12 protein-coding genes are annotated in these 13,895 nt (G+C 63.7%); 5 read left to right on the top strand and 7 right to left on the bottom strand.

Annotation, left to right across the window (positions count from 1 at the left end):
• Positions 1–61: 61 nt before the first annotated feature.
• Both ACX4ZE_RS18690 and ACX4ZE_RS18685 read right to left on the bottom strand, forming a co-directional pair.
• Positions 62–637, bottom strand: a complete 576-nt coding sequence (locus tag ACX4ZE_RS18690) for a methyltransferase family protein (RefSeq protein WP_480274744.1) — start codon at positions 635–637, stop codon at positions 62–64.
• A gap of 131 nt (positions 638–768) precedes the next feature.
• Positions 769–1,650, bottom strand: coding sequence for a helix-turn-helix domain-containing protein (locus ACX4ZE_RS18685; protein WP_480274743.1), 882 nt, complete (start codon positions 1,648–1,650; stop codon positions 769–771).
• A gap of 146 nt (positions 1,651–1,796) precedes the next feature.
• Here ACX4ZE_RS18685 and ACX4ZE_RS18680 point away from each other — a divergent pair, with 146 nt between their 5' ends.
• Positions 1,797–2,588 (top strand): SDR family oxidoreductase, encoded by a 792-nt coding sequence (locus ACX4ZE_RS18680; RefSeq protein WP_480274742.1) that lies wholly within the window; start codon positions 1,797–1,799, stop codon positions 2,586–2,588.
• Position 2,589: 1 nt separating this feature from the next.
• Positions 2,590–3,666: an NAD(P)H-dependent amine dehydrogenase family protein gene (locus ACX4ZE_RS18675; protein WP_480274741.1), complete on the top strand. Its 1,077-nt coding sequence runs from the start codon at positions 2,590–2,592 to the stop codon at positions 3,664–3,666.
• 50 nt (positions 3,667–3,716) lie between these two features.
• Here the strand turns inward: ACX4ZE_RS18675 and ACX4ZE_RS18670 are convergent, their stop codons facing one another.
• Positions 3,717–4,769, bottom strand: coding sequence for an aminotransferase class V-fold PLP-dependent enzyme (locus ACX4ZE_RS18670; RefSeq protein WP_480274740.1), 1,053 nt, complete (start codon positions 4,767–4,769; stop codon positions 3,717–3,719).
• Between the two features lie 299 nt (positions 4,770–5,068).
• Here ACX4ZE_RS18670 and ACX4ZE_RS18665 point away from each other — a divergent pair, with 299 nt between their 5' ends.
• Positions 5,069–6,337 carry an IPT/TIG domain-containing protein gene (locus tag ACX4ZE_RS18665; protein ID WP_480274739.1) on the top strand — a complete coding sequence of 423 codons (1,269 nt, stop codon included), beginning with the start codon at positions 5,069–5,071 and terminating at the stop codon, positions 6,335–6,337.
• Positions 6,338–6,570: 233 nt separating this feature from the next.
• Here the strand turns inward: ACX4ZE_RS18665 and ACX4ZE_RS18660 are convergent, their stop codons facing one another.
• Positions 6,571–7,047 carry a nuclear transport factor 2 family protein gene (locus tag ACX4ZE_RS18660; protein ID WP_480274738.1) on the bottom strand — a complete coding sequence of 159 codons (477 nt, stop codon included), beginning with the start codon at positions 7,045–7,047 and terminating at the stop codon, positions 6,571–6,573.
• 317 nt (positions 7,048–7,364) lie between these two features.
• Here ACX4ZE_RS18660 and ACX4ZE_RS18655 point away from each other — a divergent pair, with 317 nt between their 5' ends.
• Positions 7,365–7,766: a hypothetical protein gene (locus ACX4ZE_RS18655; protein WP_480274737.1), complete on the top strand. Its 402-nt coding sequence runs from the start codon at positions 7,365–7,367 to the stop codon at positions 7,764–7,766.
• 4 nt (positions 7,767–7,770) lie between these two features.
• On the opposite strand, the gene ACX4ZE_RS18650 is transcribed toward ACX4ZE_RS18655, so the two are convergent.
• Together ACX4ZE_RS18650 and ACX4ZE_RS18645 are read right to left on the bottom strand one after the other, a co-directional pair.
• Positions 7,771–9,474, bottom strand: a complete 1,704-nt coding sequence (locus tag ACX4ZE_RS18650; protein ID WP_480274736.1) for an FAD-binding dehydrogenase — start codon at positions 9,472–9,474, stop codon at positions 7,771–7,773.
• A 2-nt stretch (positions 9,475–9,476) separates the two neighbouring features.
• Entirely contained in the window at positions 9,477–10,112 is a 636-nt protein-coding gene (locus tag ACX4ZE_RS18645; RefSeq protein ID WP_480274735.1) for a TetR/AcrR family transcriptional regulator, read from the bottom strand.
• Positions 10,113–10,350: 238 nt separating this feature from the next.
• Here ACX4ZE_RS18645 and ACX4ZE_RS18640 point away from each other — a divergent pair, with 238 nt between their 5' ends.
• Positions 10,351–11,355, top strand: coding sequence for a zinc-binding alcohol dehydrogenase family protein (locus ACX4ZE_RS18640; protein WP_480274747.1), 1,005 nt, complete (start codon positions 10,351–10,353; stop codon positions 11,353–11,355).
• 165 nt (positions 11,356–11,520) lie between these two features.
• On the opposite strand, the gene ACX4ZE_RS18635 is transcribed toward ACX4ZE_RS18640, so the two are convergent.
• Positions 11,521–13,584 carry an SDR family oxidoreductase gene (locus tag ACX4ZE_RS18635; RefSeq protein WP_480274734.1) on the bottom strand — a complete coding sequence of 688 codons (2,064 nt, stop codon included), beginning with the start codon at positions 13,582–13,584 and terminating at the stop codon, positions 11,521–11,523.
• Positions 13,585–13,895: the final 311 nt, after the last annotated feature.

Raw genomic sequence — 13,895 nt, 5'->3', positions numbered from 1 at the left:
ACCGAAGGCCCCCAACACACATTGGGGGCCTTCGGCATATCCACACTCACGCTCGAGAAACTCACCATACTCCAGGAATGAGCCTTTTGGTGCTGCGGTGATATGCCCTGTAGGTCTCGCCCAAGGTCTCCAGTAGCGCTTGTTCCTCGATCCGGATGCGCCGGATCAGGGTGTATATCGGCAGGACTGTGGTCAGGACGAACGAGATCCAATTGCCGCAGGCCAGGCCGAAGCCGATGACGAGCAGCGCTATCCCGGTATAGGAGGGATGCCGGATCCAGCGATACGGACCGCGATCCACCACGCTCTGGTCGGCATCTACCTCGACAGTGGTCCGGAATGCGCTTCCCAGCACAATGATTGCCCATATTCGTAGGGCGAAGCCGAGCCACATGATCGTAAGGCCGAAGATCTGCCAGGGAAGACGCGAGTGGCCGGGAAGCGAGAACGGACTGGACGCAGGCAGCAGTTGTCCGATCACGGCGGCACAGAACACCGAAATCAAGACCACCACGAACATGGTTGCCCGGCTCCCTTTGTCATGCTCGGTCGATCCCTTGCCCCGGCGTCTGTCTCGTATGATGAGTCCTACCTCATACAGCAGCCATAGCCACGTGGTCAGTACAGCAACAGCCACGGTCTACCTCCTCTCCTTCGCGATCCGGCGATCGATATAGACCCATCAAAGCAGGTAGCGACAGCCGAGAGGCCTCGAAGAATTTCTCGGGTCACAGCGCGTCACGGGACGCGGGACACGCGGTTGTGCGGCTATCGGGGCTGCGGGCCGTCGGCGAGTGCGGCAGTCAGATCACGAGCTGTCACACGAGTTGCTTTGATGAAATCATCGCGTTCGACTCGAGTCGTCGCCGCGCGTAGTGGTCCGAGTTGGACCTCGTAGGCCGCGGTGCCGCTCGCGTCGAAAACCGGCGCTGCGAGATAACTCAGCGGCAATATCTCGTCGGAATCCAGTTCTGTTCGGGTGAAAGGCCGCGCGGTGAGTGCGGCGAGTTGCCGGAGGGCGCGAGTGCGCAGATGCGGCCGCGACAATTCGGAGCCGACCGCGCCGAGCAGGTCGACCAGCAGGTCGACCAGGCCGGCATCGTCGGAGCGGGGCCGGAATACCGCGATGCCGTGCTCGCGCACCAGCGACAGCAGCGCACTGGCACTACATCGATCGTCGTCGGTAGCGGTGCGTAGCCAGACATTCTGTTCGTTCGCCGGACGCCACGGCATCACACTGGCGCCGGCAGGGAATTGCAGCGGAATACGGTGCCCTACTGGAATTCCGGGAACTACGCGGTCGACACCGTGCCGGACATCGAGCACGGTGAGTCGATCGGGTTCGATCCGGCTGAGTGTCGCGCCGTAACCGGTGCGTGCGGCTAGTTCGGTGAGGAAATCGCCGACATCCTGCGGAAGGGCGGCGGTGGACAGCCCAGCCAATGCATGGCCGATGACATAGCCTCGAGCGGGGTCGCGGACGACCCAACCGGCCATGGACAATTCGGAAAGAATCGCACTCGCCGTGGCGCGGGCGATGCCGAGCTGTTCGGCGATGCTCGCGGTGTTGATCGGTTCGCCAGAGGTCGCCAACAGCGACACGATGTCGACGACACGACGTGTCGGCGGTGAAGCAGATCGGTCCGGCATAGCGGCGGCAACCCCTTGTCCCCGCTCGGGTGAGCGACGTACGATGACGAATATCAGACTAATAATAGTCGAATATTCGTCATACGCCTGTCCGGCGTCAGGCCGGCAGCGCGGTGGCTATTCGGCACAGCACGTAGGGAGCGTGCATGATTCTGGATCGGTTCCGGATCGATGGACAAGTGGCCATCGTGACCGGCGCAGGACGAGGCCTGGGCGCGGCGATCGCCGTCGCGTTCGCGCAAGCGGGCGCGGATGTCGTCGTCACCGCGCGGACCAAGAGTCAATTGGACGAGGTCGCCGAGCGTATCGCCGCTGTCGGACGGCAGGCGCATGTGGTGCCCGCAGACTCGAGTGATATCGATATCGCGGCCCCGCTTACCGCGACAGCGGTCGAGCGCTTCGGACGGCTGGACATCGTGGTCAATAATGTAGGCGGCGCTTTGCCGTGTCCTTTGCTCGATACCACGCCGCAGGCGCTGCGGGATGCCTTCGATTTCAATGTCACCACCGCGCACGCGCTGATTCGCGCCGCGGTACCTCGGATACTCGAAACCGCTGGTGGTGGTTCGATTCTGAACATTTCTTCCGCGATGGGACGATTACCTGGGCGTGCGTTCGCCGCGTACGGCACCGCCAAGGCCGCCCTCGCGCACTACACCAAACTTGCCGCGCTCGATCTGAATCCGCGGATACGGGTGAATGCGATAGCGCCCGGTGCGATCCTGACCTCCGCATTGGAGATTGTCGCGAGCGACGACGCGATGCGCGCCGAGGTGGAAGCCAAGACCCCGCTACACCGCATCGGCGAACCCGAAGACGTCGCCGCGGCCGCGCTCTACCTTGTCTCACCGGCGGGCCAGTACCTCACCGGCAAGATACTCGAGCCGGATGGTGGCTTGATCGCCCCCAGCCTCGACCTTCCGCTCCCGGATCTGTGACATGGTATATCGCGTAGTGCAATGGGGTACCGGCAATGTCGGTAGGCATGCCCTGGCCGGGATCATCGCACACCCCGATCTGGAGCTGACCGGCGTCTGGGTCTCCGGTCCTGCCAAAGATGGAACGGACGCCGGAACGCTCGCAGGGGTCGACCATGCGGTCGGCGTCACCGCCACAACTGACGCAGAGGCATTGCTCGCGGCGCGGCCGGATTGTGTCGTCTACTGCTCGATGACCGACAATCGGCTTGTCGAGGCGGTGCAGGAACTCCAGCGTATCCTCGCAGCTGGGATCAATGTCGTCGCTTGTGCCCCAGTGTTCTTCCAGTACCCCTATGGTGTGCTCCCCGATGAGTTGTTGATACCGGTGCAGGAGGCTGCCGCGCAGGGGAATTCGTCGCTGTGGGTCAACGGCATCGATCCGGGCTTCGCGAACGATCTGCTTCCGCTCGCGCTCGCGGGTACCTGTTTGCGTATCGATCAGGTGCGTTGCCTGGAGATCGTCGATTACGCTAGTTATGACAATCGTGCGGTGATGTTCGACATCATGGGTTTCGGCAAGCCCATAGACGAGCTACCGATGCTGCTGCGGCCTGGAGTGCTTTCACTCGCATGGGGTGGCACGGTCCGCCAACTCGCCGCGGGAATCGGTGTCGGCCTCGATGCCGTCACCGAGACATATGAGCGGATTCCCGCGCCGGAGTCGTTCGATATCGCGACCGGCCATATCGCCGAGGGCACTGCTGCCGCATTGCGTTTCGAGGTACTCGGCATGGTCGATGATACGCCGGTTACGGTGCTCGAACATGTGACCCGGCTGCGCCCGGACTTGTGCCCGGATTGGCCGTTGCCGGCGCACCCCGCGGGTTCCTACCGGATCGAGATCACCGGCGAGCCGTGCTACGCAATGGATCTGGTGACTTCGAGCTATAACGGCGACCACAACTACGCGACCCTGGTGGCTACCGGCATGCGTATTGTCAACGCTATTCCCGCCGTGGTCCCAGCGCGATCCGGAATTCTCACTGCGCTCGACCTTCCGCTGATCACCGGGCCGGCGGTCGGTCCGAAGCGCTGAGGCGCGGAGCGGGCCGAGCCACAGGATCGCCTGGTGCACACCTGGTCCGGCTATACGGTGCGCAGCGCGGACAACGCGCGTTCGACATCGACGATGCTGTTGTAGAGGTGGAAGGAAAACCGCAACCGGCCTGCCCGTGCGGCGGCGATCACCTCTGCTTCCGCCAGTCGGCTCACCAAGTCTGCCGCGCCGGGAAAGCAGACGATGGGGGACTGCGCGGCGATCGGCTCGAAACCGAGAGCGCGCAGCCCAGCGCGGAAGTGGTCGGCCAGTTCTAGATTGTGTGTGCCGATCTTGTCGACGGTGAGTTCGTCGATCAAGAACAGTCCTGCCGATGCGGCGATGACGCCGAGCCAATCCGGTGTCGTATCGTAGCGCCGTGCTGCTGCGGGCAGCGCGATCGGATGGTAGAGCTCGGCCCAGCGATCTTCGGCGGCATACCAGCTGGACCCGATCGGCCGTAGCTGCGTAACCAGTTCCGGCGCCACGGCGAGGAACGTGATGCTGCGAGCACCGAGCAGCCACTTGTAGCTGGCGCAGACCCAATAGTCCGCTTCGTCGAAGCGCAGCGGTAGCCAGCCCGCGGCTTGAGTGGCATCCACCAACAGTCGAGTGCCGTTGGTCCGGGTAGTCGTATACAGCTCGGTGAGGTCGAGGATACGGCCGTCCGCGGATTGAACCACGCTCACCGCCACAAGTGCGGTCTTCGGCCGCACTTGTGCGGCCAATTCCGACAGTGGTACAAAGCGCACTGCGAGATCGTTTCGGTGAACGAAAGGCATTGATACCGAGGAGAACTCACCTTCGGCCAAGAGTACCTCCGCGCCTGGAGGCAGTGCGGTGGCGACCGGGGCGATCAAGCCTGCGACGCTGCTGCCTAGTGCGATATCGTCGGCGGTCGCCCCGTCGAGCAGGCTGGCGAACCCCGCGCGTATGTCGGGGACCAGCCGATCCAGTGTCACGGATTGTTCGCCGCGGCCTGCTGCCCAGGCCGCGCTGGCGTCACGTACCGCGGCCAGCGCCTGGGCGGACGGCAGGCCATAGGAGGCCGTGTTCAGATAAGTGGTCTCGGGCATATATTCACTCGGTGCCAGGGCGGACATGTTCGCAGTATCTGCTGCCGGTGCCGCGACGTCCAGGACCAGTGGAGCGATAGTGGCCCGCGCCGTATCCGATTCTTATGGCCTCTGATACCCACTGCCGGGCAACTACTGTCAACTTCCGAGGCCGGCCGGTCGAAGATCCAGACCCGGAACAGAAATCGGACCGGGAATTGTTGCGGAACCGCCACCAGGGATACGTTGCGAAACCGCCTCTCCTAGTGGGTTACTGGATACAGCGGTAGCGCGACCACTTCGATATCCATTGCAGTACAACCCTTTTCTTCGTTGGGAGGCCCCCGATGGCGCCTGTGCTCACCTCGCTCAACCCCAGCTCCGGTCCCACCTCCGGCGGTAACACGGTACAGATATTCGGCAGCGGGTTCGCCGGTGTCGGCCCGCTGGCGGTGCGGTTCGGGGCGACAGCGACCACGTTCACTATCGTCTCCGACACCCAGATCGACGCCATCGCCCCGCCTGGTACCGGCACCGTCGAGGTCACCGTCGCCGCTCTGCTGAACGGCACCAGCAACCCGCTGCCCTACACCTACAACGGCGCAGGCCTGCTGTTCTTCACCGATGGAGCCCCCGGCAATGTGTATTCGGTGCCGCAAACCGGCGGCACACCGACCCTGCTGGCGTCCGGGCTGGCCACTTCCGCAGGACTCGTCCGGGTCGATAGCCTCCTCTACATCTGCGAGGTTGCGGCCGGTCGAGTGTCGACAGTGCCGGTCACCGGTGGTACGCCGGTCCCACTGGTGACCGGTCTGTTCTTGCCTTTCGATATCACCGTTTCCGGGAGCACCCTGTTCATCGCCAACCGAGGCACCGCTCAAGTACTGTCGGCGCCGATCACCGGCACCGCCACCCCCGCTGTGGTCGCCACCAGCCCCACCGGCGTATTCGGCATCACCGACGGAGTGCCGACCCAGTCGGGGTTCGCACCGGTCGCGGCGGCCCTGCTGGCCCCGCCCGTGCTCACCGCGCTCAACCCGATCTCCGGTCCCGAATCCGGCGGCAATACGGTGGAGATCTTCGGTAGCGGGTTCACCGGCCCGTTGACCGTGCGGTTCGGGGCGACGGCGACCACCTTCACCATTGTCTCCGACACCCAGATCAACGCCATCGCCCCACCCGGCACCGGCACGGTCGGTGTCACTGTCACCTCGGTGGACGGCACCAGCAACTCACTGCCCTACACTTACGGCGGTCTGCTGTTCTTCACCGATGGCGTCGGCGTCGGCAATCTGTATTCGGTGCCGCAAATCGGGGGCACACCAACCTTATTGGCATCCGGCCCGAGCTTTCCTCAAGGTATTGTCCGGGTCGGGAATCTCCTCTATTTCTGCGAGGGCGGGGCCGCTCAGGTGGCGACGGTGCCGGTTACCGGCGGCACACCGACCCCTCTGGTGACCGGTTTGTTGACCCCTGTGGATATCACTGCCTCCGGTAACACCCTGTTCATCACTAACCAGGGCACCGTTCAGGTGGTGTCGGCGCCGATCACCGGCACCGCCACCCCTACCGTGGTCGCCACCAGTCCAACCAGCGTCTTCGGTATCGCGATTTGAGCATCGGCCCCGACCGCTGGGCTGTGTGGCCCGGTCGACGTCCCCACGGATCGTTCCATCACAGCCCGGCGGGGCCACAACCGATATAACGGGAATGACGGCCTGATGTGATCGCGGTTGCGTGGGGGCGTCGGCACTCACCGTGTCCGCACCGGCGAGACGGGCTGAGGTTTCGGCGGTGTGGTCGGACCGCTGCGATGAACTCCTGCTAGCCGACCACCAGTGGTGACCGGTTATTTTTCGGCGGCCCACATATTGGACAGCAACTGGAAACTGGGCGTGTCAGACAGCGCCTGCATTGATTCGTAGATACGTTGATAACCGGTGGCAGTGATGCGCCACCGGTTATCAACGTCGCGCCGGTAGGTGTCGGTGTAGTAACCGGCTCCTCGGATCAGCACACCGTACTCGGTGGCGATCACGGTATCTTCGAAAGCCCATGAACCCGTAGCGATTCCACCGTCGACTCGGATCTCTGGGTGATCAGCGATGTGTACGGTGACCACGGAGGGCCCGAGATTTTCTCGCATGAACGCGGTGATAGCGGCGCGGCCGTCCAAGTGCAACGGCTCGCCCACCGCGTGGGTGCCGTAGCGGCCGGTCGCGTCGACGGCGAGAGTGTCGGCGAACTCGTCCCACTGTTTGAGGTCAAGGGTCCGGAAGTAACGGTACTTCAGCTGGCGGATGGCTTCGATGGCGTCGAGATCCATTGCTAGAGCCTGGCATGTATGGCTCCGGCAGACAATAACGTGTTCTACCGATCGGCAGCGGCGGAATATCCGTTCGGGTCGAATCATTTTCGACCATCCGTCATGGCTTCTGGTCGGATGCGCGATATGTGCCGCGCACTGCTGAACTATGTGCCGTTCCTGGTGCGGAATTTTCGTTTACCAAGTGTATGGGTGATCGGGCTGGTTTGCTGAGCAGGTCAGGATGGACAGTCCGTGAGCAGGTGAGCCGGAGTCGGAGAGCGATGCACCGGGTACCGATTCGACAGCGGCCATTTCGATCCGAATGGCTGTGGTTTGTGGCAGGCGTGCTGGGAACCGTGGCTGCCGTAGTCTGGTTGGCGCGGCCGTCGGTGCCGACCTGTGTCGCCGCGCCGCCTCCGCGGACGGTGTCGCTGCCCCGACTTCCAGTGATCGCTGTCCCTTTCGGATCGATGCTGCCGGTGTTGCCCATGGAGCGGGTCGAAGCGCCGTACTCCGGGCCCGACCGCCCGGTGACGTGCGTGCTCGATGTGCTGTCAACAGTTGGTGTCGACGTCCTGCCCGGCGGCGTCGCAGTGGGGACGCTCCACCGCGATGCCGGGGCAGGGATCGCTGTCGCGCAGGTGAGGGATACGGTCGATGTCGGGTCGCGCACCACCGAGACGCAGCCCGATACGATGGTTGCTTCGTACACGACTGTGGTGCGCTGCCGCCACTAGAGGATCAGGGGAGTTTCGCTGCCAGCGCACGCCCGGCGGCGCGGCCGGAGAAGATGCACCCGCCGAGGAAGGTGCCTTCTAAGGCGTTGTAGCCGTGCACGCCGCCGCCGCCGAATCCGGCGACCTCGCCCGCAGCGTACAGACCAGGGAACGTTGTGCCATCCGGCCTGATCACCTGGGAATCCAGATTGGTCTGTAAGCCGCCGAGGGTCTTGCGGGTGAGGATGTTGAGTCGCACGGCGATCAGCGGACCGGCGCCCGGATCGAGGATCCGGTGTGGCTTGGCGACCCGGCTCGCTTTGTCGCTGAAGTACCGGCGCGCGTTGGCGATTGCCATCAGTTGGCCGTCTTTGGTGTACTTGTTGGCCAGTTCCCGATCGCGGGCGATGATCTGGCGCTCCAGATCGGCATAGTCCAGCTGGGGGCGTTGCCCATCGATCCCAGCTCGTCCGATCTTGTTCATGCCCTCGACCAGCTCTTGTAGTGTGTCCGCGACCACGAAATCGACACCGTGCTGTTTGAACGCCTCCACCGGACCCGGCGCTCCCTTGGCCAGCCTGCTCTTCAGTGTGAGTTTGGGGTCCTTGCTGGTGATGTCCGGGTTCTGTTCGGAGCCCGAGAGCGCGAATTCCTTCTCGATGATCGACTGGGTGAGGACGAACCAGGAGTAGTCGTAGCCGGACTGCAGGATCTTCTTCATCGTGGCGAGGGTGTCGAATCCGGGGAAACACGGTGCGGGCAGCCGTTTTCCATTGGCGTCGAACCACATCGAGGACGGTCCTGGAATGATCCGGATGGCATGGTCGGGCCAGATCGGATCCCAATTGACGATGCCTTCGGTGTAGTGCCACATGCGGTCCCGGTTGACGATAGCCCCGCCCGCTGTCTCGGTAATGCCGAGCATCCGTCCATCGACGTGTGCGGGCACCCCGGAGATCAGCGTCTCCGGGCATGGGCCCAGCCGCTCGGTGGGCCAGTTGCGCCGGATCAGCTCATGGTTGTGACCGATCCCGCCAGAGGTGACGATCACTGCTTTCGCGCGGAATTCGAATTCGCCTACCTTGTTCCGGGACGAGGCCAGGCCGCGTTCCAGATCGGAGTCCTCCAGCACCGTACCGCGCGCGCCGACCACCGCGTCGTCTACCACGATCAGCTCGTCCACCTGGTGGCGGAAGCTGAAGCGGACCAGCCCCCGCCGCTCGCCTTCGAGCACCGGTTCGGCGAAAACCCGAACTACCTCGGGTCCGGTTCCCCAGGTGATGTGGAAGCGTGGCACAGAGTTGCCGTGGCCGTCGGCGAAGCCGCCACCGCGCTCGGCCCAACCGACCATAGGCAGCACGCGTAGCCCGAGATCACGGAGATAGTCTCGCTTCTCCGTGGTAGCGAACCGCACGTATGCTTGCGCCCACTGTCTGGCCCAGTGGTCTTGGTCATCGCGATCGAACCCGGCTGAACCGAGCCAGTCCTGGAGGGCCAGCTCGTAGGAATCCTTGATGCCGAGGCGGCGCTGCTCTGGACTGTCGACGAGGAAGAGCCCGCCGAGCGACCAGAACGCCTGGCCGCCGAGATTGTGGCGATTCTCTTGGTCGAGCACGTGCACCGTGCGACCAGCCTTGACCAGTTCGTGCGCGGCCACCAGGCCGGCCAGTCCGGCGCCGACGATGAGAACGTCCGCCTCCGGCGCGGTATCGGGATTCCTGTGGGGCATGTTCATCCTTCGGTTGCGGTGCTGTAGGCCAGCACGACGTGATGGAAGAGCTCGGTGCGTCGCGCGCGCACGGCGTGACTGTCGGGTTCCAGCAGGACTTGTACATTGGTGCCGTCGTGGATGGCGATGAGCGCCTGGCCGAACGCCTCCGGATCTGGTATATCGCGGCCGGCCCGCGTGAGCGCGGCGACGATTGTGGGCATGAGGGCCGCCATGATGGCCTCCTCGCGCGCGACCATCACCCGACGTAACGCGGGTGTGCGCAGAGCATGCGCGGTGAATTCGGCGGTGATCCGATACCAGCCTGCGTCGATCGGAACGGCCCGCTCCAACCGTTCCACCGCAGTGTGGACGTCCTCGGTGCCGTCCGCCGCGATCTCGTCGAGAATGATACTCGCTCGGGTGAGCATCGCCCTGGAGCGCTGCTCCCACATGGCCAGGAACAGCTCATCCAATGAGCTGAAGTTCGAGTAGAACGCACCGCGAGTGAAGCCGGCGCGTTCGCATATCCGTTCCACGGTGGCGCGCCCGAATCCTTCATCGGCGAAGGTTTTGTAAGCGGCGGTGAGCAGCCGGTCCCTGGTTTCGGCACGACGACGGGTGATCCGTACGGGCGCGGCTCGCACGACATCGGACATTATCGGATATCTCCTCCGTCCGGACCAGACGGTCTGTACCCGCTGATTTGGATACAGAAATGTACTCGATACATGAATGTATCAGAAAATGCATGTGTGGGTGCGAAATCGGCGAGTACAGTATTGTCCGTGCACCCGGCATTGTCGGTATAGCCGACCTGGTCGGGTCGTCTGCTCCGTGTCGAGCCGATCGGTGCGAGGTGATCCGGCGATGAGCGAGGTTCGCGAAGGTACCACGATGCGCTCCTGGCGGGTGCGCACACCGGGGCCGATCGAGGGCGGGTCTTTGCTCGCCGAGCGCGCGCCGCTTCCCGAGCCTGCGCCCGATGAGCTGTTGGTACGGGTACTGGCCTGCGGTGTATGCCGGACCGATCTGCATGTGGCGGAGGGAGATCTTCCGGTGCATCGTCCGGGGGTCGTGCCCGGACACGAGGTTGTCGGGGAGGTTGTCGCGCTCGGGCCCACTGCGGAAGAGGAGGGGTTCGTCGCAGGGGATCGGGTGGGCATCGCTTGGCTGCGGCATACCTGTGGAGTATGCAAATTCTGTCTACGTGGAAACGAAAACCTTTGTCCACAATCACTTTACACGGGTTGGGATGTGGACGGTGGTTACGCGGAGTTCGCTTGCGTTCCCGCGGCGTACGCGCTGCGTCTGCCCGCCGGTTACTCCGATGTCGAGACCGCGCCGCTGTTGTGCGCGGGCATCATCGGATATCGGGCACTGGTGCGGGCCGATGTGCCGCCGGGAGGGCGACTCGGGATCTATGGTTTCGGTGGTAGCGCTCATATCACTGCCCAGGTCGCGCTTGCCGAGGGCATCGAGGTGCACGTGATGACACGTGATTGCGCCGCACGTGAACTCGCCTTGTCCCTTGGGGCCGCATCGGTACAGGGAGCAGCTGATCCGCCTCCGGTACAGTTGGATTCGGCGATCATGTTCGCGCCTGTGGGTGATCTGGTTCCACCCGCGTTGGCGGCGCTCGACCGTGGTGGCGTACTGGCCATCGCCGGTATCCATCTCAGCGATATCCCCGTACTGAACTACCAGCGACATCTATTCCAAGAACGGCAGATGCGCTCGGTGACTTCCAATACCCGCTCCGATGCCCGCGCATTTCTCGCTTTCGCCGGTGGACACCAGATACAGCTGACCACACACAGGTATTCGCTGGATGCGGCCGACTGTGCGCTGGCCGATCTCATACATGGCCGATTCTCGGGTGCAGCGGTCCTCGTCCCGTAAGGTACGACGATATGCGGCCCTGAAGCCACGCCCGAGGTACTCGATCGGTAGCAGCGGGCAGCGACCGGTGGCAAGCCGCTGATCAGCGGCTTGCCTACCGGCCGCTCGAACGGAGCTTTGTCGAGTCGGTGATTTGTCCTTCTGGTCGCCACGGCCGTCGTGTGCTCACCACTGCAAACCGGGGACGACCCGAGTGACGCGGGCCGCAGGGCCTGGCATGGACATAAGCGGCATGATCACCGGGGCCAGTGCGGACAAGGGGCCAGGGCTCGGTGCAGCACCGGAGCCTGCGGTTTCCGCATGCGAGGCCGCTGTGTCCGAGGTGAAGGACGCTGCGGCAATCCTGCCTTTATTCTTTTGTGCGGCAAAAGTTTCCCCGAACAGTCGGTAACCCTGGTGCATGATCTGCCGTTTGACAGATGGCATGAGCAACTCGATCGCTTGGGCGAAGGTACCGACCGGCGTGTCGATGCGGTGCGGGCGGTCCTGCAGTGCGCGGAGCACGATGGCGGCGGCTTGTTCCGGGTCGGGAACCGGAAGGGAACGGTACAGATCGGTCGGCGCGATCATCGGGGTGCGCACCAGCGGCATCCGCACCGAGGTGAATGTGATTCCGGCATCCCGGTTTTCGACTGCCGCGATCTCGCTGAAGTTGTCCAGCGCCGACTTGCTCGCCACATACGCGGCGAACCGGGGCACTTTGGTTTGCACCGCGATCGAGGAAATGTTGACTACATGCCCGAACCGGCGCGCCCGCATCGATGGCAGCAGGCCGAGGACCAGCCGCACGGCACCGAAATAGTTCACTGCCATAGTGCGTTCGAAGTCGTGCATCCGGTCGGTGGAGTTGAGCACCGACCGGCGGATCGAGCGGCCCGCATTGTTCACCAGATAGTCGACGTGACCGTGGTCGCCGAGTACGCATTGTACGAGTTTCTCGACTGCTTCGGAATCGGTGATATCGCACGGATAAGTGTATGCCGCATAGCCTTCCGCATGAATAGCCGCAGCCGCGGCGGCCAGGTCGCCTTGTCCGCGGGCGACCATGAGCACCGTGGCGCCTCGCTGGGCGACCGCGTGTGCGGTAGCCAACCCGATTCCCGAGGATGCGCCCGTGATCAGCACGATCCGGCCGGCGAATGGATCAGCGCCGACGGACGCTCGGCTGCGCGAAGGAGCGAGATGGTCGCGCCAGTATGCCCACAGGCGTTCGGCGTAACTGTCGAACTGTGGCACGGTCAAGCCCACGCCGCGCAACTGAGCGCGGGTGGAGTCGCTGATGTACTCGGTGGAGAACGAGATGTGTGCGGCTACTGCGGCCGGGATGCCAAGCCGCTCCAGCAGGAAATCGCGCATGCTCGGTATTCCGGGAATGCGTGCGAGCCCGCTGAGCGCGAGCCCGCTGCCCGGCGCGGTGCCGCTGCCGGTCGGCGCGCCCGCCGCCGCAGCCAGTGCGCCATACACCTCACTGAACGGCTGCGGCTTCGGATTGACCAAGTGGAAGGTGCGTCCGTCCAGGTAGGGACGGTGGATCAGTTCGACCATGGCGGCCGAAACATAATCGACCGGAACGATATTGGTCGCACCGAGATCGGGCAGCGGCATCGGCAGGGCCGACGGCAGCGTACCGAGCTTGGCGATCGCGCTGAAGAAGTAGTACGGGCCGTCGATCTTGTCCATCTCGCCAGTGCGGGAATCGCCTACGATGATAGCGGGTCGATATATCCGCCAGCGCACGCCGCGTGACTGCCGCACAAGCTTCTCGGCGGCGAACTTGATGCGGTGATAGGGCGAGGTCAGGCGCTGTCCGAGATCGAAGTCCTCTTCGAAGAACTTGCCCTTGTGGTCGCCCGCCACAGCGACGGAAGAGACATGGTGCAGTACCGCGCCCAGCTTGCTCGCCAGTGCCAGCACCGATCGGGTGCCGGTGACATCGGCTGCGTGGGCGATGTCTTCGTCGGCGGTCATATCGTAGACCGCGCCCACGTGGACGATGTGATCAGCCTGTGGGGCCGGGCAGGCCAGTCCGAGGCCCTCGGTTGTGAGATCGCCGATCAGCTCGGAGACGCGTTCGCCACCGCGCCACCGCACCACGAGCTCGGCGAATTTCGGGCGCGATGTCTCGTGTACCAGCACGTGGATGATCGCATCTGGGTCATGATCCAGAAGATCTTGAACGATCCGTCTGCCCAAGAATCCGGTTCCGCCTGTCACGATGTAGGTAGCCATCGCACTCTCCTGCTGTTCGCTCGAACCGTGTTGTCGCACAAGTTATCCGGCATGCGGCAATGAATGCGGACAGCTGTTCGGCCTCATGGCAGCCCGCCGGGCCGAAAGTAGGAACACCCTCATCCTGACTTACTACCGAACGGTAATCGACCGCAGCCGGTATCGGCAAGCAATCGTGCCCTGGCCGACATGTGGGGCCGGTCACCATCCGAGCAGGTCAAAGGGGATGTGTTGCATAAGTTTCCAGCTATCGACGGGGTGATGGGCAGTTGGGTAGTAGCACAGTGGTCGGTGACTTCCGCTCGGTTGCG

The sequence above is a fragment of the Nocardia sp. TBRC8007 genome, assembly GCF_056629435.1.
This window is presented reverse-complemented; position numbering and strand designations above follow the sequence as displayed.